Origin of the sequence: Nocardia sp. NPDC058058 (genome assembly GCF_042885355.1) — a bacterium.
Classification (GTDB): Bacteria; Actinomycetota; Actinomycetes; order Mycobacteriales; family Mycobacteriaceae; genus Nocardia.
Map to the genome: position 1 here is coordinate 615,580 of NZ_JBHVSA010000004.1, position 25,924 is coordinate 641,503.

Sequence of the window (25,924 nt, forward strand, 5' to 3'; positions counted from 1 at the left end):
CCTGCTGCCCCCTCATCGGCAGGACAGGGATCCCCGCCCGACGAAAGTAGCTGGATGACTCCGTCCGACGAGCCGACCTGGATCGATTACGCCGAATTCGGCGAACGTTTCGTGGCGGCGGCGGTTACGGAATCCCGCATCGAGGCGGCGGTCTCCGGAATGGCCGGGCGCGGTATGACCATCGGTCCGTTCGGTATCGGCCCGGCGGGCCTGGCCCGATTCGTTGCCAAGGGCAGTGTCGGCAAACCCACCATCATCCGGCGCGGCCCGCATGTGCACTTCGATGTGGCGCTGCCGGTGAACTTCCGGGTCGAGGTCACCCTCGGCGGTCAGCGATTACGCCTGGAGGCGGTCGTCGACATCGATCTGAAACTGCACGCCCGCACCGCGGATCCGCTGCTCATCGTCATCGATATCCCGCCCGTCACCGGCCGCGACGTCAGTTTCGTGATGCGCGCGCAGGCCATCGGCGCGGCCTTCGACCTGCTGGTCGACCCGATCGCCAAACTGGTGCAGAACGAGGTCGCCAATCGCATCAACGGCATCCTCGCCGATCCGGACGCGCAGCGCGGTCGCACCTTCGATGTGGAGGCCATTCTCAACGGCAGCCGCTCGCCCTATCGCGGATCGCCCGCGCACGCCTGGATCGGCTACGGCGAATTCGGGCACCGCTTCTTCGAGCGCATCGTGACCGTCGACCGGGTGCGCGAGGTGGTGGAATCCATGGCGGGCAAGCCCATCGAGGTCGGCCCGATTCGCACCGGGCCGGGTAATAAGGCCCAGGTCGCGGTGCAGGGCACGGTGCGACTACCGCGGATCGTGGAGTCCACCCATCAGCCCGCGCCGCCCGCGCCGGAGCCGGTGATCGCGGAATTGCCGAAGGTCGAACACCATCCGATGCCCGAGGCGGACACCCCCGACAAGTCGGATCTGGTGACCTTCGATCTGACGATTCCGGTGAGCCTGGACATCACCGTCGATGTGCTGCAATCGAATCGGTACAGCGCCGAGGTGCAGGTGCCGGTGGCGCTGACCGCCCGCGCCGCCGATCCGCTGCTGATCATCATCGACGCCGCGCCGCCCGGGCCCGAGGACATCGAGCTGGAATTGAAGGCGCAGGGCCTGCGCGCCGCCACACTCGGCAAACTGGCGGGCATTCGCAAGCAGGTGGCCGCACAGGTGGCGTCGGTGGTCCGCGCCGAGGTTGCCGATGCCTCCCGCCGCACCATCGATGTGGGCGCGCGGCTCGACGGCACGCGGGTCTGACCGGCTTTTCCGTCTTTTTCCGACGGCATTTTCCCCTTGCTACCAGCGGATAGCCGATGTGCCCGATTGCGCACTTATGGGACTAATGATGCTCATGAGCCGTGTGTGCCTGGCGATTCCAATGTGAATATGGTGAAATGAGGGCACGTCAAAGGCTCCCGGCGCACGGATGACCCACGGGTCATCGGGGAAGGTGCGCCGGGCACGCCGCAAGAGTTCTACCGGTCACGGGCAAGCTCTCTCGGTGCGCACGCGATCGGCATGTTCGGTCAGCGAGTGTGCGAAGGAGTCCCGCGATGCGTCTGTCCCGTGCCCGCAATCTGCTCTCCGACCGCGCGGTGGGCCGTCGCGGATTCCTGCTCGGCAGTGCGGCCGTTGCCGCCGGTGTCACCACCGCGTTCACCCTGCCCGCCCCGACCGCGGCGGCACGGCAACAACTCGGCACCCTGCTCGATTACGCGGGCGGCGTCCCCGATGTCGACGCCATCAGCGATGACGGCCATATGGGCGTGATCCGCTACGTCTCCGATCGCCGCCCCGGCGCGGAATGGATGGCCGGAAAACCGTTGCTGGCAAGGGAAGTCGACGCGCTCCGCAGCGCCGGACTATCGGTCGTGTCGTGCTACCAGTTCGGCAAGGGCGCGACGGCGGACTGGCGCGGCGGGTTCGAAGCCGGAGTTCAGCACGCCACCCGGGGCCTGGTGCTGCACAAGGCCGCGGGTGGTCCGGATAACGCGCCCATCTACGCCTCGATCGACGACAACCCCAGCGACGCCGACTTCGAGTCCATGATCGACCCGTACCTGCGCGGCTGGGAAACCGTGCTGGGCCGCCCGCGCGTCGGCGTCTACGCCAACTCGCCGACCATCGACAACATTCGCGACGCGGGCCTGGGTTCCTACTTCTGGCAACACAATTGGGGCACCCCGAAGGGCTACGTGCACCCGGACGCCCACCTGCACCAGTTCGAGATCGACAAGCGCTCGGTGGGCGGCATCAGCGTCGACGTGAACTCGGTCCTCGCCCCCGCCTACGGGCAGTGGTGGTAGATCCGACTCCCGGACCCTCGTGCCCCGCTGCCTGATCGGCAGCGGGGCACGAAATATCTTGGGGGAGTGGGTGCGCGGCTTCAGGTCTGGCAGTGGCAGGTCGGGTCGTCCAGCAGATCGGGTTCGTCGGGGACCACGCGCAGGGTGTGGTGATGGTCGACGTGATCGGGGTCCGAGCCCTGTGAAAAGGCTTGGCGGTCACCGTTCCACGAGAAGATCGACCAGCGGGACAGGCCGGAGAAGGCCGATCCGATGCTGCCGAACGACGCGGACGAGATCAGCGAGCCGAAGGATCCGGCGGAGCCGATGGACAGGACCGATCCGACGCTGCCGATGGACAGGATCGAATAGGCCGAGCCGATCGACAGGATCGATCCCTCCGAGCGAATCGACAGGATCGAGCGGCGCGACTTAAGCCCCCGAAGGGCGGAATTCTCAGCGGCCATACTGCCGGTCTACCACAGTCGCCGGTGCCGCAGAAAGATTTTCGCCCCTGTCCTCCCGGCTTGTCGCGCGGGTGGAGCAGGGGCGAAATTCTCGGCTGACGATGGATTCCGGTCAGACCGTGAAGAATCCGATGGTCGGCAGGAACGAGCAGGTGATCGGCTGCGATTCCGCGTCCGCCTGGGTGGTCAGCGAACCCGACACCACGGCGACAACGCGACCGCCACCGGTGTTGACGATGGCCGACAGGGTGGCCGGGCCGTCCGGGTTGATCTTGGCCTCATCGGTCAGATTGGCGACGCCGGACTGGCGGGTGTCCAGGTTCAGCCACTGCACCGTCATCGGCGGGTTCTGAATGTCGGTGGGGCGCTTGGTGCCCAGCGCGGTGAACACGAAACCGGTCTGGCTCGCGGCCGGTCCGGGCGGGGGCAGCTGTGCCGGGCCGGCGACGGCGAGCGCGGTGCCCACCGAGTCGGCGCCGGAGCCGATGCAGCCCTTACCGATGGTCGGCCACAGGAACTGGGCGATGACCGGTCCATCCTTGGGGATGTCCGGACCGCCGCCGCCGCTGCCGTCCAGGAAGGTGATGATCTTGTTCAGGGTGTCCTTGATGGACTGCGGCAGATTCAGCGTCGCCAGGATCTGCTTGGCCTGATCGAGGATGGCCGTCTGCGGGCCGGGCGCCGCGATATCCGCGGGACCGGCGGCCGCGCCGATGATGGCCGGGATCAGCGAAGCGAGCGCATCGACCGAAACCCCCTCGGGGACCATCGGAATGGACGCGGTGATCTGCTGCGGGGCCGGTGCCGGCTTGGCGAACGCGGTGGTGGGCACGGCCACGGTGGCGCAGGCCGCCAGGGCGACTGCGGTGGTTGCGAACCGCGATCCTCGGGTGCGAAGCACTGGTGTAGCCGTCCTTACCTTCGGGTGCAACTAGCAGCGATGGAGGCATCGCTCCGCGCCACTCTAGGGACCGGGCTGCCCGGTTGTACAGCCACGGAGTGATCTTGGCGTCCTATATCAGGCAACGCTATCGAACGACCGACCCGAAACGCTGTTACTGGTGGGGTCGGTGATGCAAATGTTACAGCAGGGGGAGCGCGACGCGGGACGCCACACGCGATGCGACTAGTCTTGTCGAGGCCCGCAAGCCCGCCGGTATTCGGCCTGTTCGAGGTGTATCCCGGCGTCATCCGCTGCCCGAGCTGAAAGTCCCGAGCCGTGAATCGACATTTCCGCCTGGCTGCCGTGGCCCTCGGCCTCTCCGTACTGGCGCGCCTGGCCTGGGTGCTGCTGCTGCCGAACGGCATGAATTTCGTCGACCTACACGTCTATGCGGACGGTTCGGCGAATCTGGGCAGTGGAAATCTTTATGAATACACGGATTCCAGCAAAACCCCGGATTTTCCGCTGCCGTTCACCTATCCACCGTTCGCGGCGCTGGTGTTCTATCCGCTGCATTTCCTGCCGTTCTCGGTGGTGGCCATCGGCTGGCTGCTCGCCACGGTCGCGGCGCTTTTCGGCGTGGTGTGGATCGCGCTGGAATTGATACTCGGCAAAGACGCACTGCGGCAACAGCATTGGCGCACCACCGCGGTCGCGTGGACGGCCGTTGGCATGTGGCTCGAACCCGTGCGCACCACCTTCGACTACGGCCAGGTCAATGTGTTCCTGGTGCTGATCGCCATGCTCGCCGTGCGCAGCACGACCTGGTGGATCTCGGGGACGCTGGTCGGCGCGGCCGCCGGAGTGAAGCTCACACCCGCCGTGACCGGGCTTTATTTCGTGGCGCGGCGGCGCTGGCTGGACGCGGTGTGGTCGGCGATTGTGTTCTTCGGCACCATCGGGCTGACCTTCGCGATCACGCCCGATGAGACGCGCAAGTACTTCACCGAACTGCTGGGCGACGCGTCCCGGATCGGGCCGGTCGCCTCCTCCACGAATCAGTCACTGCGCGGCGCGCTCAGCCGTTTTCTCGGCCACGACGTGGTGTCCGGGCCGGTCTGGATGGTCGCGGTGCTGGTCACGGCGGTGCTCGCGGTGCTGGCCTGGCGGGCGCTGGCCAAGGATGACCGGCTGGGCACGCTCATCATCGTGCAGCTGTTCGGCCTGATGGTGTCGCCGATTTCCTGGTCGCACCACTGGATCTGGCTGATCCCGGTCATCCTGTGGCTGGTGTACGGACCGTTGCGCGCGGCCGCGGGTGCGCGATGGATCGCGGGATACTGGCTGGTCACCACGGTGATCGGGGTGCCGTGGGTGCTCGGGTTCTTCCAGTCGTCGATCTGGACGGTATCGCGGCCCGGCATTCTGTCCTGGCTGGGCGCGGTGGATGTGATCGGCGTGCTGGTGTTCTACGCCTGGGTGGCGCGGGCGGGCCGGGCTAGCTCTGCCCGTCCAGTCGATCGATCTCATGAGCCAGCGCCACATCCAGTGCCGTGAGCCCGTCGGCGTCATGCGTGGAGAGTGTGAAAGTTACTCTGCGCCAACGGATATCGATATCCGGATGATGGTTGGCGGCCTCGGCGGCGACCGCGACGCGGCGTACCAGTTCGATGCCCGCGAGGAATGAGGCGGCCTCGACGGTGCGCGAGATGCTGTCCCCGGTGCGGGTCCAGCCGGGGAGTTCGGTGAGTGCCTTGGCGATGTCTTCGGGGGAGAGCCGGGCTGGGGTCATGCTTACGGTGTACCCCGCATTCACGCCGCGCGTGCGGCCTTGAGCCCCTTCTTGAGCTCTTTCTTGCCGCAGCAGCCCGAGGCTTCCAGCTTCTTCATGCGCATGATGACGACAGGGCATTTCAGACACCGCGTCTTCTTGCGGCAGCATTTTTTCTTCGGCTTCAGACTCGAAACGTCCTTCGCCTTGACCTTGCCCATGTTGGTTAGCTTAACCTAACTCGGGAGCGCTAAACGTGTGAGTTCCAACCAACGGTAGTGTGTAGCTCGCCGCATGCCCGGTGGAATCTCTACTTTCCCCATGCATGACCCGCCGGGTCGGGCCAACCCTTTGCACCAGGAGGAATTTACTGTGTCGTCTGTCGAGTTCCGTAACGTCGCCATCGTGGCGCACGTCGACCACGGCAAGACAACACTGGTCGACGCCATGCTGCGGCAGTCCGGCGCATTCGCCGAGCGTGCCGAGCTGGTCGACCGGGTGATGGACTCCGGGGACCTGGAGCGCGAGAAGGGCATCACCATTCTCGCGAAGAACACCGCGGTGCATCGGCACAATGCCGACGGCTCGCTGACCGTGATCAACGTGATCGACACCCCCGGCCACGCCGACTTCGGTGGTGAGGTCGAGCGCGGCCTGTCCATGGTCGACGGCGTCGTGCTGCTGGTCGACGCGTCCGAGGGCCCGCTGCCGCAGACCCGCTTCGTGCTGCGCAAGGCGCTCGCCGCCTCGCTGCCGGTCATCCTGGTGGTCAACAAGACCGACCGTCCGGACGCCCGCATCGAAGAGGTCGTCGAGGAGAGCCACGATCTGCTGCTGGACCTCGCCTCCGACCTGGACGACGAAGCCTCCGAGGCCGCCGAACTGGCCCTGGACCTGCCCGTGCTGTACGCCTCCGGCCGTGAGGGCAAGGCGTCCACCAACCGTCCCGAGAACGGCAGCGCGCCGGACGCGGAGAACCTCGACGAGCTGTTCGAGGTCCTGATGAAGTACGTCCCCGCGCCCAAGGGCGATAAGGACGCGGCGCTGCAGGCGCATGTCACCAACCTCGACGCCTCCCCGTTCCTCGGCCGTATCGGCCTGGTCCGCATCCACAACGGCACCCTGCGCAAGGGCCAGAACGTGGCGTGGATGACCCCCGAGGGCAATAAGACCGTCAGAATCACCGAACTGCTGCAGACCGTCGGCGTCGAGCGCAAGCCGGGCGAAGAGGCCATCGCCGGTGACATCGTCGCCGTCGCGGGCATCCCGGAGATCATGATCGGCGACACCCTCGCCGATGTGGACAACCCGGTCGCGCTGCCGCGTATCACCGTCGATCAGCCCGCCATCTCGGTCACCATCGGCACCAACACCTCGCCGCTGGTCGGTCGGGTGTCCGGGCACAAGCTGACCGCCCGCATGGTCAAGGACCGTCTGGACAAGGAACTCATCGGCAATGTGTCGCTGAAGGTCCTGGACATCGGCCGTCCGGACGCCTGGGAGGTCCAGGGCCGTGGTGAGCTCGCGCTCGCCATCCTGGTCGAGCAGATGCGCCGCGAAGGCTTCGAGCTGACCGTCGGCAAGCCGCAGGTGGTCACCCAGACCGTCGACGGCAAGGTGCACGAGCCCTTCGAAGAGCTGACCGTGGACTGCCCGGACGAGTACCTGGGTGCGGTCACCCAGCTGCTGGCCGCCCGCAAGGGCAAGATGGTCCAGATGAGCAACCACTCCGCCGGGTGGGTGCGCATGGAGTTCATCGTCCCCTCGCGCGGTCTGATCGGTTTCCGCACCGACTTCCTCACCGAGACCCGCGGCACCGGTATCGCCAACGCCATCTTCGACGGTTACGCGCCGTGGGCCGGCGAGATCCGCGCCCGCCACACCGGTTCGCTGGTGTCGGACCGTGCCGGTTCGGTCACCCCGTTCGCCATGATCCAGCTGTCCGATCGCGGTCAGTTCTTCGTGGAGCCGGGCGCGGACACCTACGAGGGCCATGTCGTGGGCATCAACCCGCGCGCGGAGGATCTCGACATCAACGTCACCCGTGAGAAGAAGCTGACCAATATGCGGTCCGCCACGGCCGACGTCTTCGAGACCCTGGCCAAGCCGCTGCACCTGGATCTGGAAGCGGCCATGGAGTTCTGCACCGACGACGAGTGCGTCGAGGTCACCCCCGAGGTCGTGCGCGTGCGCAAGCTGATCCTCGGTGCCACCGAGCGCGGCCGCGAACTCTCCCGCAAGAAGGCCCGCGACCGCGCGGCCAACTGATTTTCACAGCTCTGCCGTAACTCCGGCGGTTCATGGTTGTTCGCGACCATGGACCGCCGGAGTTGTCGAATGCGGTCGCGAATTGAGCGCGACGCCGGTGACCGGGTGCGGAAGGGGCGTTGAAGTAGAGTGCCGAACGTGAGAAGGGCTCGGATGCGCGCGAAGTGGCGTGCGGTGCTGATCGCGGTGGCGACGGTCTTGACGGTCGCGACCGGTTGCACCGCGAATCCGCCGCCGCCGATCGAGTCCACCGACAGTCCGAAGACTCAGCCCGCCAAGCCCGGGAAGAATTCCGTGGTGGTGGCGGTGGACGACATCGGCATCGGATTCAATCCGCATCTGCGGTCGCAACTTTCGCCGGCCACGTCGGCGGTGTCGTCGATGGTGCTGCCGAGTCCGTTCCGGTCGGTGCCCAATACCGTGGTGCCCGGCGGTTCGGATTGGGTGCTGGATCCTGCGCTGATGGTGTCGGCCGATGTGACGGCGCAGGAGCCGTTCACCATCACCTATCAGATCAAGAACGAGGCGTCCTGGTCCGATGGCGCTCCGATCGCGGCCGAGGATTTCAAATACCTGTGGCAGCAGATGATTACGCAGCCCGGTGTGGTGGATCCCGCGGGCTACCGGCTCATTTCGGATGTGAGTTCGTCCGCGGGCGGTAAGACGGTGACCGTCACGCTGCGCGAGGAGTATCCGGCCTGGCGGCAATTGTTCACCGATCTGCTGCCGCAGCATCTGGTGAAGGATTCCGGATTCGAACAGGGTCTGGTGGACACCATTCGGATTTCCGGCGGGCAGTTCCGGATCAAGCAGGCCGATCGCGGTCGCGAGGAGATTCTGCTCGAGCGCAATGACCGGTACTGGGGTAAGCCCGCGGTGCCGGATCAGATTCTCTTGCGGCGCGGCGGAACTCCCGCGCAGGTGGCCGAATCGCTGCGGGTCGGGGACGCGCAGATGGCGCTCGTGCACGGCGGTGTCGCGTTGCAGGCACAGTTGGCGGCGATTCCGTCGGTGCGCACCGCGATTCAGGCGCAGTCCCGGGAGATGCAGCTGGTGCTCAATGGCCGTACCGGTGATCTGGCCGACGTGCGAGTGCGCAAAGCCGTTCTCGGACTGCTGGATCCGGTCTTGTTGGCCACGGTCGGCGCGCAGACCGGCAGCTGGGTGGAGCCGGTGCGCGCACAGGTGCTCGCGCCCTCGGACCCGGGTTACGTTGCGACGCAACCGCCGCGGCTCAGCTCCGAAGAGGTGTTCGGACTGCTCAACGAGGCCGGATACGGTCGCGCCGCCGAGCCCGCGGTGACGCAGTCGCCGACTTCGCCCGCGCCGCAACCTCGTCCGATCGCCAAGAACGGTAAGACGCTGACCATTCGGATCGGCGCGGTAGAGGGCGATGACGCCACGCTGGCCGTGGCCAATACCGCCGCCGACCAATTGCGCAGTGCCGGAATCGATGTGATGGTGCGCAGCATCGCCGCCGCGCAGCTGTACGGCAAAGACACCACCGATTCCGGGGTGGACGCGATCGTGGGCTGGGAGCACGCGGGCGCGGATCCGGCGACCGCGCTGGCCTCGCGGTTCGGTTGCCCGCCGGTGCCGATCCCGGATGTCTCGGGCACCGGCACCGACAGCACCGTGTCCGATGCGGCCAAGAAGGCCCCGTCGAATCTGTCCGGCATCTGTGATCCGGCCTTGCAGCCGGGGATCGATGTCGCGCTGCGCGGTATCGATGTCGGCAAGGTGATCGGTGATTCCGAGCCCGCGCTGTGGGCGCTGGCGACGGTGCTGCCGATCGTGCAGGACACGCAGGTGGCGGCGGCCGGACCACGGGTGGACGGCGTTTCGCTGAGCGGTGCGATCCAGATCGGCATCTTCGCCGATGCCGCGAACTGGCGGCGGCTGCCATGACCGATATCGGGCCCGGACAGGGCGGTCTGCTGCTGGTGCACGCGCATCCCGATGACGAGTCCATCACCACCGGCGGCACCATCGCGCACTACCGGCGGCGCGGTATTCCGGTGACCGTGGTGACCTGCACCCTCGGTGAGGAGGGCGAGGTCATCGGGGAGCAATGGGCGCGGCTGGTGGCCGATCAGGCCGATCAGCTGGGCGGCTACCGGATTCTCGAATTGTCCAGGGCCCTGGCCGAATTGGATGCGGGTCCGCCGTGTTTCCTGGGCGGCGCGGGCCGCTGGCGGGATTCCGGTATGGCCGGGACCCCGGCGGCGCGCCATCCGCGCGCCTTCGTGAAGTCCGGTCAGGAGGCGGTCGACGCGCTGGTGCGGATCATTCTCGAACTGCGGCCGAGCGTGGTCGTCGGCTATGACCCGCGCGGCGGCTACGGCCATCCGGACCATATTCGCGCGCACGAGATCACCATGGCCGCGATCGACGCCGCCGCCGAATGGGGCTGGGAGACGCCGAAGGCGTACTGGACCGTCACCGACAGCGCGACGCTGGCCATGCATACCGAGGCGCTCAAGCGGCGCACGGTCGATCAGCTGCCGGGTGCGATTCCGCCCGGCTGGCGACTGCCGCACACCGGCGAATTGGCCTGTGTGCCACACGAATCCGTCACCACCACGGTGGATGTGGCGGATGCGCTGGCCGCCAAGCGGGCGGCCCTGCGCGCGCACGCCACCCAGGTGACGGTCGCGCCGTCCGGCCGCGAATTCGCGCTGTCGAACAATATCGCCCAGCCGGTGCTGCCGGAGGAGCATTACATTCTGGTGCGCGGGCAGCGCGGTCCGGTCGGAGCGGACGGGCGTGAGCACGATCTGTTCGCCGGATTGCCCGGCGCACAGGTTTCACCGTCGATCGAGATGAGACACTGAGCCATGTACAACTGGGATCTGCAGAATGCGATCGCGGCGTTCGTCGAAAGTCAGCGCCCCAATTTCCAGGCACAGCACGAGCTGTATCTGTCGGTGCTGTACGGATTCGTGGATATGCAGAGTCACCTGCTGACCCTGCTCGGCTTCCCGCCGGTGCCGTGACGGCCGCCGTCGCCGAGCATGGCGATCCGGTCGAGCTGCGCAGCGTGCCGGGGCGGACCTGGGTGGGCGCTGCCATCGCGCTGTTCCTCACCGTCGACGCCCTGATCACCCTGGTGCTCGAGGTGCTGTACCTGCCGATCTACGTGGGTCACGCGAACGCGCCGCTGAGTGAGCCGGTGCTGGCCGCCGCCGCGCCGCTGGCCTCGACCAGCACCACGGCCGGCGCTATTGCGCTGCCGATCACCGCGCTGCTGGCCGGGGTGGTGAATGTGCTGCTGGTGATGGGCATGTCGGTGGTGAGTCAGCGGATTCCGGTGATGATCATCCCGATCACGGTCTGGACGCTCGGTTTCCTGGTGTGCGCGAGCAGCGGACCCGGCGGTGACGCGCTGTTGATCAGTGATTGGCCGACCATGGCGCTGCTGCTGTGCGGACTGGTGCCGCCGGGGCTGTACCTGTATTGGAAAGCGACCTCCCGCTACGCCCACGAGATCAAGGCCGTGCGCTAGTTTTCGCGTCGTCGTCACACTTCGGCGCGCTGTTCCGTCTTCTTCATGACGATCGAGAATTCGAGAAATGAGGGATGACAATGTCTTTCGAGGAACAGCGGTCTTTCGAGGAACTGCGCGCTCAGGTGCGCGGCCGGGTGCTGACCCCCGGTGACGCCGATTTCGAACAGGCGGCGGCGCCGTGGAATATCGCGGTGACGCAGCATCCCGCGGCGGTGGTCGAAGCCGTCGATGCCGATGATGTGGCGGCGGTGGTGCGGTTCGCCCGGGCGGGTGCGCGCTTCGTGGTGACCCAGCCGACCGGGCACGGCGCGACCGATGCGATCGAGGACGCGATCCTGTTGCGCACCGGACTGTTGAATTCGGTGTCGATCGATGCCGGGGCCCGGATGGCGCGGGTCGGCGCGGGGGTCAAGTGGGGGCAGGTGCAGGCGGCGGCCGCGGAGCACGGGCTGGCCGGGCTCTCGGGCAGCAATCCGGTCGTCGGTGTCACCGGCTATACCCTCGGCGGCGGCGTCGGCTGGTTCGGCCGCAAGTACGGCTGGGCGTCGAATGCGGTGCGCGCCTTCGAGATTGTGAACGCCGAGGGTGAGCAGGTGCGGGTGACCGCCGACAGCGATCCGGAATTGCTCTGGGCGCTGTGCGGTGGCGGTGGCGATTTCGGTGTGGTGACGGCGCTGGAGTTCGAGCTGTTCCCGGTGCCCGTGGTGTACGGCGGCCGGGTGACGTGGCCGGGCGAGCGGGTGCGGGAGGTGTGGGATACCTTCCGGCAGTTGACTTCCCAGGCTCCCGACGAGTTGTCCGTATGGTTCGAGCGGTTCCAATTCCCGCAGTCTCCGGAGCTGGTGGCCATCGATATCGCCTACCTGGGTGATCCGGAGCGGGGCCGCGCGCTGGTGTCGGCCATCGACGCGCTGGGCGGTGCGATCGCCGATACCCGCGCGGTCCTGTCGGCGGCGAATCTCGGCGATATCACCGCCGAGCCGACCGCGCCGAGCCCGTCGGTATCGCGGGCGGAATTGCTCACCGATCTCGATGACGAGACGGTGAAAGTGCTGCTGGGCGAATCGGTCGCACCGCTGCTGAATATTCAGATCCGGCACCTGGGTGGTGCGCTGAGGTTGCCCGGCGCGGGTGCGCGCGGTCCGCTGACCGAGCAGTACGTGGTGTACCTGCTGGGCCTGGGGTTGCCGCAGTTGCGAGATGCGGTGTCCGCCAAGCAGTCCGCGCTGGTCGAGGCGTTGGCCGGGCATATCAGCGGCGCGAAGCCGTACACCTTCCTGGCTCCCGGCGAATCGGCGGCGGCGGCATTCGACGCGCGGACGCTGGAGCGGTTGCGGGCGCTCAAGCGGGATCGGGACGCGGACAATGTGATTCGAGCCAATTTCGGCGTGCTGGGTTGATGCGAACGCATAATCGCAAAGTCTTTAGCATTTGAAATGAATTGCATCTGTAGTCGATTCGGGATCTTTCCGTTACTCTCTCGATCGAGAGAAACCGTGACGAACAGCTCATTTTGGGCAGCTCGGCATGACCGGGGGCGCGGCAGCGTTCGGGAGTGGGAAGATTTTCGGTGGGCAGCTGGCAGAACCTGCGCAAATCGATTGGCAGGCAGACCGATTCGATAGAGCGCGGGGTGCGGGGCTGGGTGAGCATCCGGGTCCGGTTGCTCGCCATCGTGCTCATCTCCAGCGTCACGCTGCTGGCCATCGGCGCCGGCGCCGCCAGCTACCTGGTCAAATCCGCTCAGGATGACGAGGATTGGGCGCAACTCAGCGGTGACACCACGACCCCCGCGATCCTGATGGTCTCCTCCTTCCAGGAGGAGCGGCGATTGTCGATGCTGCGGCTGGCCGGGGATACCGACACGATCGGCGAATTGATCCCCGCGCGTGCGCGTTCGGATCAGGCGCTGGCCGTGGTCAAGACCAAGGGCGACGCCGCGCGCAAACTCAATCCCGATGGCGCGGCAGCCGATATCGACGGCTACAACAAGCTTTTCGGCATGGTGCCCACGCTGCGCAACGGGGTGGACGCACTGCAGGCCACCCCCGAGCAGGTCTTCGGATTCTTCACCGAGGTGATTCGCACCATCATCTCGGCGTCGCTGCTGGCCGCCCGGGTCGCGCCGAACGCCAAGCTGGGTATCGAACTCGGGCACGGCGTGGAACCGTTGCGCGCCGCCGAGGCGCTCTCGCAGGCCGACACCATCGGCGCGGTGGCCCTGACCGCCGGTACCTTCCCGGGCGCGCAGCTGCTCGAATTCAGCCGCCGCGCGGGCGAATTCCGCGCCGAGGTGGCGTACGCGGGCACGGTACTCAAGGGCAAGCGGCTCGCCGAACTGAACGCCATCACCGACAGCTCGGCCTGGCAGCAGGTCACCGCGATGCAGGACGCGCTGCTGCTGCGCGGTCCGGTCGGTGACGCCGATACCGCGGCGAGCGGAGCCGTGACGGCGGGTAATACGACGGCGTCCGGGAAGGCGCGCGATACCGCCAAGGCGACCGCCGCGCTGCCGGTGACGCTGGACGACTGGCAGAGTGCGTCGGCGCAGATCACCATGGCGCTGCAGAAGCTCTGGGAGAACCAGAGCCGCGATCAGCATGTGATCGCGAGCAAACAGGGGGCCGCGACCACCCGCAATTCGCTCATCGGCGGTGCGATGGTGGGGATGATCGCGCTGCTGGCCTTCCTAGCCGCGTTCGTGCTGGCCAATCGATTCATCGGCCGCATGAAGCGTTTGCGCAGTGACACACTGGAATTGGCCGATCAACGGATGCCCGCCCTGATCGGGCGGCTGGGCGCGGGTGAGCAGGTCGATGTCACCGCCGAGGTATCGCGCCTGGACTTCGGCACCGATGAGCTCGGTCAGGTGGCCGCGGCGTTCAACCGCGCTCACGTGGCGGCGGTCTCGGCCGCGATCGCCGAGGCGCGCACCCGTGCCGGTATCAACGCGGTCTTCCTGAATATCGCGCATCGCAGTCAGGTCGTGGTGCACCGGCAATTGGGTCTGCTCGATCGCGCCGAGCGCGAGGAGAAGAACTCCGATCAGCTCGAATTGCTGTTCCAGCTGGATCATCTCGCCACCCGCGCCCGCCGCAATGCCGAGAATCTGATCATTCTCGGCGGTGAGCAGCCGGGGCGGCGCTGGCGTAATCCGGTGGCGCTCATCGATCTGGTGCGCGGTGCGGTGGCGGAAAGCCTGGACTACACCAGGATTCGGACCGGCCGCCTGCCCGAGGTGTGGGTGGCCAGCCGCGCGGTGGCCGACATCATCCACCTGCTGGCCGAGCTGACCGACAATGCCACGGCCTGTTCGCCGCCGGAGTCCGATGTCACGGTGTCGGCGGTGGTGGTGGGCCGGGGTGTCGCGGTCGAGGTCATCGATCACGGCCTCGGCATGTCCGAGGCCCAGTTGGCCGAACGCAATGCGCTGCTGGCGAATCCGCCGGACTTCAGTGTGGCGACGCTGTCCGGAAATACCCGGCTCGGTCTGTTCGTGGTGGCGAAACTGGCCGCGCGGCACGCTGTTTCGGTGAAGCTGCTCGAATCGGAGTACGGCGGTGTACGCGCCGTGGTGCTGATTCCGTCGGCGGTGCTGGAGACCAGCGGACCGCCGCGGCATGAGCAGCCGTTTCCGCATCGCGGCCTGCCCGCCGCGCCGACCTCCCAGTTCGCGGTGCACACGGCGGCGCCCTCCGGTGGCCCCGATTCCTTCGAATCGCTGGCCCCGGTCTGGTCGAACGCGGTTCGCGCCGAACGGATTCCGGACCTACCGCGGCCGAGTTTGCCCGCCCGGGAGCCGGGGCCCAACGCGCTCACCGCCGCCTACACCGAGCGCCCGGACGCCCATGCGGATCGGCCCGGGACGTACACCGACCTCCCGCGCACCGATGGCGCCCGCCCGGATCTGCCGCGCCGCAGCCGCCAGCCCGGGTCGGATACCGCCGCCCAGCCGGTGGTTCCCGCACCACCGCGCCAGCGCACGGCCGACGAGGCCCGCAATCTCATGAGCGCGATCTCCAAAGGCACCCGCCAGGGCCGCAAGCACCCTCCGGAATCCGAGAGAGGACCACAATGACCACCTTCCAGCGAATCGATCTGGGCTGGCTGCTCGATGAAATGGTCAATGGGCTGACCGATGCGCGGGTGGCGGTGCTGCTGTCCACCGACGGGCTGCTGCTCGGCTATTCGAAGGGGCAGCAGCATGCGGAGGCGGAGCGTTTCGGCGCGATGGCCTCGGCGCTGCACAGTCTGGCGCGGTCGGCCGGACACCACTTCCGGGCGGGCGGGGTCTGCCAGACGGTGGTGGAACTGGATGAGGCGGTGCTGTTCATCACCGCCGCCGGGGAGAACGCCTGCCTGGCCCTGCTGGCCTCCGAGACCGCCGATATGGGCCTGGTGGCCTATGAGATGAACCAGACCGTGCAGCGCGTCGGCACGCATCTGTCGGTCGATCCGGTGCGCCGTCCACCACACGCCGATCCCGCGGGCGGCGCGCAACGGCCATGAACGAGCCGCGCGAGCACTGGTACGAGGAGGATTCCGGTCCGCTGGTTCGCCTTTTCGCGGTGACCGGCGGCCGCGGCGGCGTCCAGCGGCCCGAGCTGACCCTGACCACCCAGCTGGTCGATGTGCAGCGGGGTGCGTCCGTGCGGCGCACCGAACCGGAGTACGCGGCCATCGTGCGGATGTGCCGCACACCGATTTCGGTGGCCGAGGTGGCGGCGCATCTGCATCTGCCGCTCGCGGTGACCAAGGTGCTGATCGGGGATCTGATCGACGAGGGCCGGGTGGTGTATCGCACGCCGCCGCCCCCCACGGGCAGCACCTCCGATATGGGGCTGCTGACCGCGGTACTGGAGGGCATCCGGTCGCTGTGAGCTAACTCAGCTGTGCGGCAAGGCGTTTGGCGTTCATATAGGCGATCGCCTCGATGGAGACCATGGGGTTGACGCCCGGTGCGGTGGGGAAGCTGGAACCGTCCGCGACGACGATATTGGGCACGTCCCAGGTGGCCCCGTCCGGATTGGTGGCGGACAACTCGGGGGAGCCGCCCATGCGGGCCGAACCCATGATGTGCAGTGCGCCCAGGGCACACCGCCCCGGGCCGTAGCCCGCGCGTGCGCAGGCCGCCTCGAATTCGGCATGCGAACCGCGCACACCGGGTTCGTAGGAGACCCCGGCCTGATGTCCGGAGAAGATGCGTCGTGCGCCTGCCGCCTCCAGAATCCTTGCGGCACCGGAGATTCCGGTGTGCAGATGTCCGGCGTCATAATCCGACAGCTGGTACTTGACGATCGCCTCGCCGGTCTTGTCGATCTCCACGGTGCCCGAATCCCGGTCCCGGGTGATGACGCCGACGGCATCGGTGCGGGCGAAGTCCAGCATGGTGGCGCGATGCTCGGCGGCGCCGAGCCAGTTCATGAATCCGGTGGCCGAGCCCGGATGCAGGGGTCCGGTCTCGTAGATGACGCCGTAGCCCTTACCGTCCAGATCGGCGTGGTGGCGGCTGATCCGGGTCTGCAAACCGCCTTCCCAGCCTCTGATCTCGTCCTCGAAGACGCCGAAGACCGCCCCGGCCGGATGCAGGCGCAGATGGCGGCCGATGTTCTTGTTCTTCAGTCCGGAGCGTTGCAGCAGCGCGGGCGTCTGGATGGCCCCGGCGGCCACCACCACGGCTCGAGCTGTCACCGTGATCTCCGCACCGGCGGAGCTGATCGCCGAAACCGCCTCGGCCTGGCCATTTTTCACCTCGATGCGGCGTACGTCGGCATCGATCACGAGGCGTGCGCCGTGCCCGGCGGCATCGGCGAGCCAGGTCTTGGTGACCGATTGCTTCGCGCCCACGCGGCAGCCGTAACCGCAACGGCCGCATTCGGTTCCGGCATCGCAGGCGTCGGAGACATTGCGCGGCAGGGTGTCGATATCCCAGCCCAGGGCCTGCGCGCCGCGTTCGAGGACGCTGTCGCGGGGTGACAGTTGCGATTTGGCCGTCGTGATGCCGATTCGGCGGGATACCGCGTCGAGCGCGTCACCGTATTCGGCCGCGGCGAACTGCGGTGCGCCCAGCTCGGCCCATTCCTGCCGCACGATATCCGGGGTGGGCAGCGAGGTGGTCCAGTTGACGACGGTGCCGCCGCCCAGGCAGCTCCCCGCGACCAGGGAGATCTGCCCCTCGGCCGATCCGGCGGGGCCGGGGGAGAACATGCTGGTCAGCGCCTCCAGTTCGCCGTTGCCGAAATCCCGGTCGTCGTAATAGTTTCCGCGCTCCAGCACGATCACGTCGAGCCCGGCCGCCGCCAGTATCGCGGCCGCTGTTCCGCCGCCCGCGCCGGAGCCGACGATCACGACATCACAGGTGAGGGTGGTGGATTCGGTGAAGCGCTGCGGGCTCAGCGCCGGTTGCGGAGCCTGCCGCAGCGGGCCGGTCGGTGCCGGATACCCGATTTCCTTCCACAGCGGATTCGTCCCGGTCGGTCCCGGGGTCACGTTGTAGGCCAGCAGCGATGCCTGTTTGAGCGCCTGGAAGATGGCGCGCACCGGCGCAAGTCCCGAATTACCCAGCCGCAGTAGTGCTTTCTCGCGCTGCGCCTGCGTCAGTGTCGAGAACTTGCGCGGTCCGCTGCCGGTGAGCAGTCCGGTGAGCCGGGAATCCCACAGCCCGAGCAAGGTGGCGAGCTGTTTCCGTTCGGCCTCGCGCGGATTGCGCTCGAGAATCCGGAAGATGGTGTCGACCGTTCCCAGTTCCGTCGCGGCGGGCAGACCGAGCCCGTCGCCGGGCAGGAACGTATCGCAGATCAGGCCGAGCGCGGCTCGCTGTGCGGCCGTCGGTTCCATGGCAAACTCCCCTTCGTAAACCTGGGTGTTTTCTACCATATTGGGCGAATTCAGGCTCACTTTTCACCGCTACGATCTGCGGAAATCCATCGAATCCCCGGTGAATGAAAAATTACATCGAGATTCGATGTCACACCCGTGCGGGCCACGTCGTCATCTCTGTGTAGTCAACAAGAACCCAGTGGAAAGAGCAGCACAATGACCCGCTTCGCCCTGTACCAGAATGAAGTCGCCGCCAAGTTCAACAAGCGCCTGGTGACCGCGGCCCGCGTCGTCGACGAGTCCACCCTGCCCAAGGCCACCCAGGAGCTGGTCAAGATCCGCGCCTCGCAGATCAACAGCTGCGGCATGTGCCTGGATATGCACACCAAGGACGCGGCGCACGCGGGTGAGACCCCGGTTCGCCTGGCCATGGTCGCGGCCTGGCGCGAATCCACCGTCTTCGACGAGGCCGAGCGCGCGGCGCTGGCGCTGACCGAGGAGGGCACCCGGCTGGCCGACGCCCACCAGGGCATCAGCGAGGACACCTGGGCGCAGGTGCGCAAGAACTACGACGATGATCAGATCGGCGCGCTCATCTCGCTGATCGCCACCATCAATGCCTGGAACCGCCTGAACGTCATCGCCGGAATGGCCGGCGGCGAGTACCAGCCCGGCCAGTGGTGACCCGCTCGGTCCGCTGAGTCGCGGTGCGGCTCAGCGGGTTCCGAGCTGACCAGGGGTGACGGCTTCGATCAGCGGCCACACCTGTTCCAGCGGAATGTCTATGACGTGATAGCGCTTCTTGCCCGCCGCGGTCGCGGCGGTGATGGTGGCCAGGGCGACTCGGCGCTGGAACCAGGATTGCCGCACCGTCCAGCCGATGATGCCGGGGCCTTCCAGACAGTCGCGGTCGCGATCGAGCGAGCCGCTGCGCGTGATGAGCCAGGTGGGATTGTCGCCGGTCGCGGGAATCACGGTGTGGCCCAGGCCCCGTGCGCGATCCCAGGCCAGGGCGGTGGCCACGGCGGCGGTCAGTATCAGGAGCACCCAGATCCACGCCGGAATCGACCCGCCCGCAAGGGATATCGCGATGAGGACGAGCGCCGCGACGCCGGGCAGGCTCAGGGCTCGGGTGTAGCGGCGGCGGGTGGCGGCCGGGCCGTGTGAGCGCAGCTCCGCGGAGACGATGGGCGGCACCGGGAGTTCGGCTTCGCCCGCAATCGGACCGTTCGCCCCGGCGACCGGACCCGCACCGGGGGTGACCGCATCGAGGACGGCGGTGCTGTCGAGCAGATGCGCCAGGGTGTGATCAACGGCCACGCGCGGCGCCTGCGGCACGATCTTCTGCCGGGATTTGGTACCCGTCATGATGGTTTCGAGTTCGGCGGCCCCCGCCAGGCGCAGCAGCAGCGGCTCGTTCACGGTCGCGCCGCGCAGCCGGGCCAGATCCAGGGTGGTCTGGCGGGTGGTGAACAACCCGTGCCGGATATGCAGGGTGGTGCCGTCGTCGATGACTTTCAGGCCGTAGTAGGTGGTCAGGTAGCGGGCGCAGGCCGCCAGGCTGACGAATGCCACCAGGAATACGAACAGCGCGGTCACCGCGAGCGCGATGGCCTGTGCGCCACCGTCTTCCACGCCCTGTACGGCGCTGGAGTCGAAGATGACGCGGGCGAAACCGTATTGGAAGAGCAGGCCGACGATCGGCGCGATGATCGCGAATCCGGTCAGTGACAGCGGGGCATAACGCACCCAATTCGCCTGCCAGTGCGTGATTTCCACCGGCGCGTGCCTGGGCGGAGGGGGCAGATCGACGACCGGCTTGTTCAGCGTCACGCCGCCGTCCGCCGCCGTATCCGGCGGTAGCGCATCGGATTCCGCGCCATTGTGCCCCGGCTCGCGGGTGTGCTCGAGCAGTGTCGTGCGCAGCGCGGGCACCAGTCCGGCGTCGAGTGAATCGAGTTTGAACCGGTCCCCGCGCTCGGCCTGCTGTCCGGTGCCGATGGACAGCACCGCCAGTCCGAGCGCCCGGTGCAGCAGATCGGCTTCCACATCGACCGAGCGAACTCGATTGCGCGGCACCGACAGTCGCTTGCGCTGGATCAGCCCGGTGCGCAGTTCGACATTGTCCGGCGTGATCCGATAGGTGGTGGTGAACCACCGCGTGATGGCCAGCACCACGATGATCCCCACCACGCCGAGGCTCCACATGGGGTTGTCGGCGCGCGCTCCGGCGACGAGGGTGGCCAGCAGTACCGGGATGAAGCGGATCAGCTCGGTGATCGGATGCACCAGCAGCATGCGCCGATCCAGGCGTTGCCAGGACGCCACCGGCGAGGGAGCTGATGACGGGTAATCGGATTGCGGCACTGCGGAATCGGGCTGGAGCGGGTCGGTCACGTGGCGTCCCCGCGATGGCGTGCGGCGATCTCGGTGAGCTGGGTGACGGTGCGCCGGGCATCGTCGAGGGCGAGCGCGCTGATGTGCACGGCCCCGGCCGAGGACGCGGTGGTGACCGTGACGGTGGCCAGGCCGAGTACCCGCTCCAGTGGTCCGCGATAGGTGTCGACGGTCTGGATGCGCGAGATCGGCGCGACCCGGCTCTCCTGGGTGAACCACCCCGTGCGGGTGTAGACGGCCTCGGCGGTGATCTCCCACCGGTGCACCGCGTACCGCCACAGCGGCACCACCGCGATGCTGAATACCGCTGCCAGCACCGCGATTACGAGTATCCACAGCTGCCAGGTGCGCCGGTGCGGATCCACGATCATCCAGACGATCAGGGCCAGGAAGGGGAACGCCCACGACAGCGCGGCGCCGATCGCCCACAGCAATTTCGCGCGCGGACTCGGATGCCAGGCGGGGTCCACCATGATCCCGCCGGGAGCGGGCTGGAGGTCGCCGGAGGCGGGACGCTCGGACATGTCGACCATGCTTGCACGATTCCCGCCCGATCTCCGGCCATCTCGGCGGGACCCTCCGTCATCCCGGCAAGCTTTTGGCCGGGATCCACTGCGCGGTGTGGATCCCGGCCAAAAACGCGCCGGGATGACGGGGTTAGTTCGGGGTGATGCGGAACAGTCCGCTCAGAGTCCCCTGGTACTGCACGCGGCCCGGGGCGATGGTGCCGACCATTTGCAGGGTGTCGTGAATGGTGGTGGCGCCGATGGTCTGTTCGGTATCGACCTTGCCGGTGGCGGCGTCGATGACGGTGTACTTGTAATTGTCGGTGACGCCGCCGCTGCCGCTGGGCAGGCCCGCGCTGCCGGAGCCGAGGCTGCCGGACGAACTGCCCGAACCGCCGCTGCCGGAGCCGAGCAGCGAATGCCGGGCGATGGTGTAGATCTTGCCGTCGGCGACCGAGAGGCGCGGAACCGCCGCCGACGGAACGGTATTGGTCCACACCACCGAGCAGCCGGAGCCGGTGACGTCGATGCGGGTCATCCCGCCGGTGAACGGTGCGCTCGCGGGCTGGCTGGGTCCGGCGTTGGCGGGCAGCTGCGGGTACGGGTAGCCGTAGGTGCTGGCCACGAACAGGCTGTTGCCCGCGCCGATGGGGGAGTTCTCGGTGCCGTCGATGGCGGGCACCGAGCAGACGGTATTGCCGGTGGCCGTATCGAAGACGAGCAGGTTCTCCTTGGTCGCCGCGTTATCGGTGATGGCGATGTATTCGGTCCCGCTGCCCGCGCCGAAGAAGGTGGGCGTCGCGCCGGTGCCCCAGCTCAACTGGCCGGGTTTGCGGGCGGGTCCGCGGTCGTAGGCGCGCCGCCACACCACGTACGGGTTGCCGGAGGAGTCCGCGCGCAGCAGGTACAGCGCGTGATCGGTGGCGATGGTGACGCCCTGCGGTGCGCTGGAGATGCTGTTGGCGACCATTTCACCGGGCGCGAGTTCCACGGCCTTGGCCGCGCCGGTGGCGGGATCGGCGAATCCGGCGGCTCCGTTGTCGGTGGCGAACCAGACTCGGCCGTCGAAGTCCGGCATGACCGCGGCCACGTGATCGCAGTCCCCGCCGCCGCAGTGCGCGGTAACCGCCTGTGCGATGGGTGTTCTGGACGTGATGGTCAGCTTCCAGCCGTTGCCGTCGCGTTCGTGGCCGATGCGCAGCAGTTCACCGCTGCCGTCGACGGTGACCATGCGGTCCTGTTCGTCGAGGTAGGCGTACACGCCGCCGAGCAGGCTGCCCTTGGTGAGATTCAGTGTGGCGAGGGTGTTTCCGTTGGTGGGATCGAGCAGCAGTACTTCGGGCGCGCGGTCGACGATCTTGGTGCACAGGGCCTGCGGGAAGCCGTCGGCTCCCTGCAGAATCGTCGGGCAGGCGGCGGCTTCCTCGTGGAAGTCGGCGCGCACGTTCCCCGTGCCGGGTCCGGGGAGCGGGGTGGCGTCGGAGGATTCGGCATCGCCGTGCATGGTCGCGGTGCCCACCGGTCCGAGGTACGGATTCGCGGGCGGCAGGTTGTAGGCGGCGGTGGCCGGACTGGTCGCGACGGTCAGCATGAGCGTCGCGCCCGCCGCTCCGACGAGGGTGGCGCGGCTGAATCTCTCGAACACGGGTTCCCCATCTCAGCAAGGTGAATGCGAATATTCGAATCAGGCGATACGAGTAATCGTGGCGGATCACCTTAGGCACGCCTTCCGCGCCCCGCAAGGTTTTGTCCCATCGGGCACGTCACACCGCGCGATCGCCGCTCCCATGCGCGAGAATATTCGCGCGTCGGCGATGGAATAGCCTGCCGCTGCGCCCGGTTGCCCGTTCTTATGGCACCCGAGTCGGACCAGTCGGATGGATGGCGCATGATCGAAGACGTGACGGATCTACCGAACCCGAGTCTTCCCCCGGTTCCGCCCAGTCCCTCGGGCATGCGCCGGGCGTTGCGGCGGGCGCGCGACGGCGCGACGCTCAACCTCGACGAGGCGGTGGTGCTGCTCCAGGCGCGGGGCAGTGACCTGGAGGATCTCGCCAAATCCGCCGCGCGCGTGCGAGACGCGGGCCTGCGCGAAACCGGTTATGCCGGGGACACATTGCCCATCACCTATTCGCGCAAGGTGTTCATCCCGATCACGCACCTGTGCCGCGACAAATGCCACTACTGCACCTTCGTCACCGTGCCCGGCAAATTGCGCGCCGAGGGCCGGGGCATGTACCTCGAACCCGACGAGATTCTCGAGATCGCCCGGCAGGGCGCCGAACTCGGTTGTAAGGAAGCGCTTTTCACGCTCGGCGACCGCCCCGAGGAGCGCTGGCCCGAGGCCCGCCAGTGGCTGGACGAGCGCGGCTACGACTCCACCCTGGACTACGTGCGCGCCATGTCGATTCGCGTACTCGAGGAGACCGGCCTGCTGCCGCACCTGAATCCGGGTGTGATGAGCTGGGCCGAACTGTCCCGCCTCAAGCCGGTGGCCCCGTCCATGGGCATGATGCTGGAGACCACTTCCACCCGGCTGTTCACCGAACCGGGTCAGGCGCATTACGGCAGCCCGGACAAGGATCCGGCGGTGCGGCTGCGCACGCTGACCGACGCGGGCCGGCTGTCCGTACCGTTCACCACCGGCATTCTGGTCGGCATCGGCGAGAACCTCACCGAGCGCGCCGAATCCATCCTGGCGATCCGCAAGTCGCACAAGGCTTTCGGGCACGTTCAGGAGGTGATCGTCCAGAACTTCCTGGCCAAGCACGACACCGCCATGCGCAATACCCCCGACGCCGGTCTGGAGGAGTTCCGCGCCACCATCGCCGTGGCGCGCCTGCTGCTCGGCCCGAAGATGCGGATTCAGGCCCCGCCGAATCTGGTATCGCTCGAGGAATGCCGTGCGCTCATCGACGCGGGCATCGACGACTGGGGCGGCGTCTCCCCGCTCACCCCCGATCACGTGAATCCGGAACGGCCCTGGCCGAATCTGGACACCCTCGCGCAGGTCACCGCCGACGCCGGATATGTGCTCACCGAGCGGCTCACCGCGCATCCGAAATATGTGCTGGCGGGCCATCCCTGGATCGATCCGCGCGTCTCCCGGCATATCGAGGCGCTCGCCGATCCGCTGACCGGTCTGGCCCGCAGCGTGAATCCCACCGGCCTGCCCTGGCAGGAACCGGACCACGACTGGGAATCGGTCGGCCGCGTCGACCTCAATACCGCCATCGACTCCGAGGGCCGCAATACCGAGTCCCGCAGCGATTCCGCGCTCGCCAGTGACGGCCTGGGCGCGTTCGGCGACTGGGAGACCATTCGCGAACAGGTCAAGGAACTCGCGGTCGCGGCGCCCGAGCGCTTCGATTCCGATGTGCTGGCCGCCCTGCACGCCGCCGAACGCGATCCAGCCGGGCTCACCGACGATCAGTACCTGGCCCTGGCCACCGCGGACGGCCCTGCGCTGGAAGCGATTACGGCGCTGGCGGATCAGCTGCGCCGCGATACCGTCGGCGATGACGTCACCTACATCGTCAACCGGAATATCAACTTCACCAATATCTGCTACACCGGCTGCCGCTTCTGCGCGTTCGCGCAGCGCAAGGGCGATGCCGACGCCTTCACCCTGAGTGCGTCCGAGGTCGCCGACCGTGCCTGGGAGGCGCACGTCGAGGGCGCGACCGAGATCTGCATGCAGGGCGGCATCGATCCCGAACTGCCGGTCACCGGCTACGCCGATCTGGTGCGCGCCATCAAGGAACGCGTGCCGGGCATGCATGTGCACGCCTTCAGCCCGATGGAGATCGTCAATGGGGCTTCGCGGGGCGGCCAGAGCATTCACGACTGGCTCGCGGCGCTGAAAGAGGCTGGGCTGGACTCGATTCCGGGCACCGCCGCCGAAATCCTGGACGATGAGGTGCGCTGGGTCCTGACCAAGGGCAAGCTGCCCACCTCGGCCTGGATCGATGTCATCACCACCGCGCACAAACTCGGCCTGCGCTCCAGTTCGACCATGATGTACGGCCACGTCGACAACCCCAAGCACTGGGTCGGCCACCTGCGCGTACTGAGCGGAATCCAGGACGAGACAGGCGGTTTCACCGAATTCGTGCTGCTGCCGTTCGTGCACCAGAGCGCCCCGCTCTACCTGGCGGGAGCCTCGCGCCCGGGCCCGACGGTGCGCGACAACCGCGCCGCCCACGCCCTGGCCCGCATCATGCTGCACGGCCGCATAAAGAATATTCAGACCAGCTGGGTGAAACTCGGCACCAAGGGTACCCAGCTGATGCTGAACGGCGGCGCCAACGACCTCGGCGGCACCCTCATGGAGGAGACCATCTCCCGCATGGCGGGCTCGGAACACGGCTCGGCGAAAACAGTGGCGGAACTCACCGAAATCGCCACCGGCATCGGCCGCCCGGTCCGCCAGCGCACCACCACCTACGGTGTGCCACAGCACAGTTCGCTGGTGGCACCCTTGGCGCTGGGCTGAATCGAGCGATTCGCCCGGCACTGCCGCGCCCCGCCCCGGTTCTGGACGGGGCGGAGCGGAGGGCGAAATCAGGCAGAGCGGAAATTAGGCTTGCCTGACCAGGAGTATTGTGAACGCGCCGGGATACTGTTTCGCGGGGCGGACTATCCCGCAGGGTGTGAGGACAGACTAGGAGAGCGGCAGTGCCGTACATCATCGCTGAACCGTGCGTTGACGTGAAGGACAAGGCGTGCATCGAGGAATGCCCCGTGGATTGCATCTACGAGGGTGGCCGCATGCTGTACATCCAACCGGACGAGTGCGTGGACTGTGGTGCATGTGAACCGGTATGTCCGGTGGAGGCCATCTTCTACGAGGACGACACCCCGGACCAGTGGAGCGGCTACGTGAACGCGAACGTCGAATTCTTCGACGATCTCGGTTCACCCGGCGGCGCCACCAAGGTCGGCAAGGTCGATTACGACCCGCCGTTCATCGCCGCGCTACCGCCGATGGCCGCGGAGTAGGTCTTGACCG

At 67.4% G+C, this 25,924-nt stretch carries 23 protein-coding genes; 15 read left to right on the top strand and 8 right to left on the bottom strand.

What is annotated here, in order from left to right; all coding sequences use genetic code 11:
• Positions 1-54: 54 nt before the first annotated feature.
• Together ACFVUS_RS33940 and ACFVUS_RS33945 are read left to right on the top strand one after the other, a co-directional pair.
• Positions 55-1,266 (top strand): hypothetical protein, encoded by a 1,212-nt coding sequence (locus ACFVUS_RS33940; protein ID WP_387776082.1) that lies wholly within the window; start codon positions 55-57, stop codon positions 1,264-1,266.
• 296 nt (positions 1,267-1,562) lie between these two features.
• Complete coding sequence (locus tag ACFVUS_RS33945; protein ID WP_387776085.1) at positions 1,563-2,315, top strand: DUF1906 domain-containing protein; 753 nt, start codon at positions 1,563-1,565, stop codon at positions 2,313-2,315.
• An 80-nt stretch (positions 2,316-2,395) separates the two neighbouring features.
• On the opposite strand, the gene ACFVUS_RS33950 is transcribed toward ACFVUS_RS33945, so the two are convergent.
• Positions 2,396-2,761: a hypothetical protein gene (locus ACFVUS_RS33950; RefSeq protein ID WP_387776088.1), complete on the bottom strand. Its 366-nt coding sequence runs from the start codon at positions 2,759-2,761 to the stop codon at positions 2,396-2,398.
• Between the two features lie 112 nt (positions 2,762-2,873).
• Positions 2,874-3,662 carry a hypothetical protein gene (locus ACFVUS_RS33955; RefSeq protein WP_387776091.1) on the bottom strand — a complete coding sequence of 263 codons (789 nt, stop codon included), beginning with the start codon at positions 3,660-3,662 and terminating at the stop codon, positions 2,874-2,876.
• A 318-nt stretch (positions 3,663-3,980) separates the two neighbouring features.
• Here ACFVUS_RS33955 and ACFVUS_RS33960 point away from each other — a divergent pair, with 318 nt between their 5' ends.
• Positions 3,981-5,201, top strand: a complete 1,221-nt coding sequence (locus ACFVUS_RS33960; RefSeq protein WP_387776094.1) for a mannosyltransferase — start codon at positions 3,981-3,983, stop codon at positions 5,199-5,201.
• Here ACFVUS_RS33960 and ACFVUS_RS33965 read toward each other — a convergent pair.
• Together ACFVUS_RS33965 and ACFVUS_RS33970 are read right to left on the bottom strand one after the other, a co-directional pair.
• The gene (locus tag ACFVUS_RS33965; protein WP_387776097.1) at positions 5,143-5,436 is read right to left on the bottom strand and encodes a 4a-hydroxytetrahydrobiopterin dehydratase; all 294 of its coding nucleotides are present in this window, start codon (positions 5,434-5,436) and stop codon (positions 5,143-5,145) included. The genes ACFVUS_RS33960 and ACFVUS_RS33965 overlap by 59 nt on opposite strands.
• Positions 5,437-5,456: 20 nt before the next feature.
• Complete coding sequence (locus ACFVUS_RS33970) at positions 5,457-5,636, bottom strand: hypothetical protein (protein ID WP_084522846.1); 180 nt, start codon at positions 5,634-5,636, stop codon at positions 5,457-5,459.
• A 151-nt stretch (positions 5,637-5,787) separates the two neighbouring features.
• Between ACFVUS_RS33970 and typA the strand changes: the two genes are divergently transcribed.
• From typA to ACFVUS_RS34015, 9 genes are all read left to right on the top strand, one after another.
• A complete protein-coding gene (gene typA / locus ACFVUS_RS33975) occupies positions 5,788-7,683 on the top strand; it encodes a translational GTPase TypA (protein WP_387776101.1) in 1,896 nt (631 codons plus the stop codon).
• Positions 7,684-7,836: 153 nt separating this feature from the next.
• Complete coding sequence (locus tag ACFVUS_RS33980) at positions 7,837-9,591, top strand: ABC transporter family substrate-binding protein (RefSeq protein WP_387778453.1); 1,755 nt, start codon at positions 7,837-7,839, stop codon at positions 9,589-9,591.
• Positions 9,588-10,517 carry an N-acetyl-1-D-myo-inositol-2-amino-2-deoxy-alpha-D-glucopyranoside deacetylase gene (mshB, locus tag ACFVUS_RS33985; RefSeq protein WP_387776104.1) on the top strand — a complete coding sequence of 310 codons (930 nt, stop codon included), beginning with the start codon at positions 9,588-9,590 and terminating at the stop codon, positions 10,515-10,517. Before ACFVUS_RS33980 ends, mshB begins: the two co-directional genes overlap by 4 nt.
• Before the next feature lie 3 nt (positions 10,518-10,520).
• Positions 10,521-10,679: a hypothetical protein gene (locus ACFVUS_RS33990; protein WP_194852736.1), complete on the top strand. Its 159-nt coding sequence runs from the start codon at positions 10,521-10,523 to the stop codon at positions 10,677-10,679.
• Complete coding sequence (locus ACFVUS_RS33995; protein WP_387776108.1) at positions 10,676-11,188, top strand: hypothetical protein; 513 nt, start codon at positions 10,676-10,678, stop codon at positions 11,186-11,188. The genes ACFVUS_RS33990 and ACFVUS_RS33995 overlap by 4 nt, the downstream gene beginning before the upstream one ends.
• Before the next feature lie 80 nt (positions 11,189-11,268).
• A complete protein-coding gene (locus ACFVUS_RS34000) occupies positions 11,269-12,591 on the top strand; it encodes an FAD-binding oxidoreductase (protein WP_387776111.1) in 1,323 nt (440 codons plus the stop codon).
• A 155-nt stretch (positions 12,592-12,746) separates the two neighbouring features.
• Positions 12,747-15,269, top strand: coding sequence for a nitrate- and nitrite sensing domain-containing protein (locus ACFVUS_RS34005; protein WP_387776114.1), 2,523 nt, complete (start codon positions 12,747-12,749; stop codon positions 15,267-15,269).
• A complete protein-coding gene (locus ACFVUS_RS34010; protein WP_387776117.1) occupies positions 15,266-15,700 on the top strand; it encodes a roadblock/LC7 domain-containing protein in 435 nt (144 codons plus the stop codon). Before ACFVUS_RS34005 ends, ACFVUS_RS34010 begins: the two co-directional genes overlap by 4 nt.
• Positions 15,697-16,071 (top strand): DUF742 domain-containing protein, encoded by a 375-nt coding sequence (locus ACFVUS_RS34015; protein WP_387776120.1) that lies wholly within the window; start codon positions 15,697-15,699, stop codon positions 16,069-16,071. The genes ACFVUS_RS34010 and ACFVUS_RS34015 overlap by 4 nt, the downstream gene beginning before the upstream one ends.
• A gap of 1 nt (position 16,072) precedes the next feature.
• Here ACFVUS_RS34015 and ACFVUS_RS34020 read toward each other — a convergent pair whose 3' ends face one another.
• Complete coding sequence (locus ACFVUS_RS34020; RefSeq protein WP_387776123.1) at positions 16,073-18,028, bottom strand: GMC family oxidoreductase; 1,956 nt, start codon at positions 18,026-18,028, stop codon at positions 16,073-16,075.
• A 198-nt stretch (positions 18,029-18,226) separates the two neighbouring features.
• Here ACFVUS_RS34020 and ACFVUS_RS34025 point away from each other — a divergent pair, with 198 nt between their 5' ends.
• A complete protein-coding gene (locus ACFVUS_RS34025) occupies positions 18,227-18,694 on the top strand; it encodes a carboxymuconolactone decarboxylase family protein (protein ID WP_387776126.1) in 468 nt (155 codons plus the stop codon).
• 30 nt (positions 18,695-18,724) lie between these two features.
• On the opposite strand, the gene ACFVUS_RS34030 is transcribed toward ACFVUS_RS34025, so the two are convergent.
• The 3 genes from ACFVUS_RS34030 to ACFVUS_RS34040 form a co-directional block, all read right to left on the bottom strand.
• On the bottom strand, positions 18,725-20,407 hold the full coding sequence (locus ACFVUS_RS34030; RefSeq protein WP_387776129.1) for a PH domain-containing protein: 1,683 nt from the start codon (positions 20,405-20,407) through the stop codon (positions 18,725-18,727).
• A complete protein-coding gene (locus ACFVUS_RS34035) occupies positions 20,404-20,931 on the bottom strand; it encodes a PH domain-containing protein (protein WP_387776132.1) in 528 nt (175 codons plus the stop codon). The genes ACFVUS_RS34030 and ACFVUS_RS34035 overlap by 4 nt, the downstream gene beginning before the upstream one ends.
• A gap of 133 nt (positions 20,932-21,064) precedes the next feature.
• Positions 21,065-22,558, bottom strand: a complete 1,494-nt coding sequence (locus ACFVUS_RS34040; RefSeq protein WP_387776135.1) for a hypothetical protein — start codon at positions 22,556-22,558, stop codon at positions 21,065-21,067.
• 243 nt (positions 22,559-22,801) lie between these two features.
• Here ACFVUS_RS34040 and ACFVUS_RS34045 point away from each other — a divergent pair, with 243 nt between their 5' ends.
• Together ACFVUS_RS34045 and fdxA are read left to right on the top strand one after the other, a co-directional pair.
• Complete coding sequence (locus ACFVUS_RS34045; protein ID WP_387776138.1) at positions 22,802-25,408, top strand: bifunctional FO biosynthesis protein CofGH; 2,607 nt, start codon at positions 22,802-22,804, stop codon at positions 25,406-25,408.
• 182 nt (positions 25,409-25,590) lie between these two features.
• On the top strand, positions 25,591-25,914 hold the full coding sequence (fdxA, locus tag ACFVUS_RS34050; protein ID WP_067572375.1) for a ferredoxin: 324 nt from the start codon (positions 25,591-25,593) through the stop codon (positions 25,912-25,914).
• Positions 25,915-25,924 lie beyond the last annotated feature (10 nt).

Bases quoted from the DNA above. Each gene is read 5' to 3' on its own strand.
- ACFVUS_RS33970 (WP_084522846.1), bottom strand. From the start codon at position 5,636: ATGGGCAAGGTCAAGGCGAAGGACGTTTCGAGTCTGAAGCCGAAGAAA.
- ACFVUS_RS34045 (WP_387776138.1), top strand. From the start codon at position 22,802: ATGATCGAAGACGTGACGGATCTACCGAACCCGAGTCTTCCCCCGGTT.
- ACFVUS_RS34035 (WP_387776132.1), bottom strand. From the start codon at position 20,931: ATGTCCGAGCGTCCCGCCTCCGGCGACCTCCAGCCCGCTCCCGGCGGG.
- ACFVUS_RS34020 (WP_387776123.1), bottom strand. From the start codon at position 18,028: ATGGAACCGACGGCCGCACAGCGAGCCGCGCTCGGCCTGATCTGCGAT.
- ACFVUS_RS34025 (WP_387776126.1), top strand. From the start codon at position 18,227: ATGACCCGCTTCGCCCTGTACCAGAATGAAGTCGCCGCCAAGTTCAAC.
- ACFVUS_RS33990 (WP_194852736.1), top strand. From the start codon at position 10,521: ATGTACAACTGGGATCTGCAGAATGCGATCGCGGCGTTCGTCGAAAGT.
- ACFVUS_RS33940 (WP_387776082.1), top strand. From the start codon at position 55: ATGACTCCGTCCGACGAGCCGACCTGGATCGATTACGCCGAATTCGGC.
- ACFVUS_RS33950 (WP_387776088.1), bottom strand. From the start codon at position 2,761: ATGGCCGCTGAGAATTCCGCCCTTCGGGGGCTTAAGTCGCGCCGCTCG.
- ACFVUS_RS33965 (WP_387776097.1), bottom strand. From the start codon at position 5,436: ATGACCCCAGCCCGGCTCTCCCCCGAAGACATCGCCAAGGCACTCACC.
- mshB (WP_387776104.1), top strand. From the start codon at position 9,588: ATGACCGATATCGGGCCCGGACAGGGCGGTCTGCTGCTGGTGCACGCG.
- ACFVUS_RS34010 (WP_387776117.1), top strand. From the start codon at position 15,266: ATGACCACCTTCCAGCGAATCGATCTGGGCTGGCTGCTCGATGAAATG.
- ACFVUS_RS33945 (WP_387776085.1), top strand. From the start codon at position 1,563: ATGCGTCTGTCCCGTGCCCGCAATCTGCTCTCCGACCGCGCGGTGGGC.
- ACFVUS_RS34000 (WP_387776111.1), top strand. From the start codon at position 11,269: ATGTCTTTCGAGGAACAGCGGTCTTTCGAGGAACTGCGCGCTCAGGTG.
- ACFVUS_RS34015 (WP_387776120.1), top strand. From the start codon at position 15,697: ATGAACGAGCCGCGCGAGCACTGGTACGAGGAGGATTCCGGTCCGCTG.
- ACFVUS_RS33980 (WP_387778453.1), top strand. From the start codon at position 7,837: ATGCGCGCGAAGTGGCGTGCGGTGCTGATCGCGGTGGCGACGGTCTTG.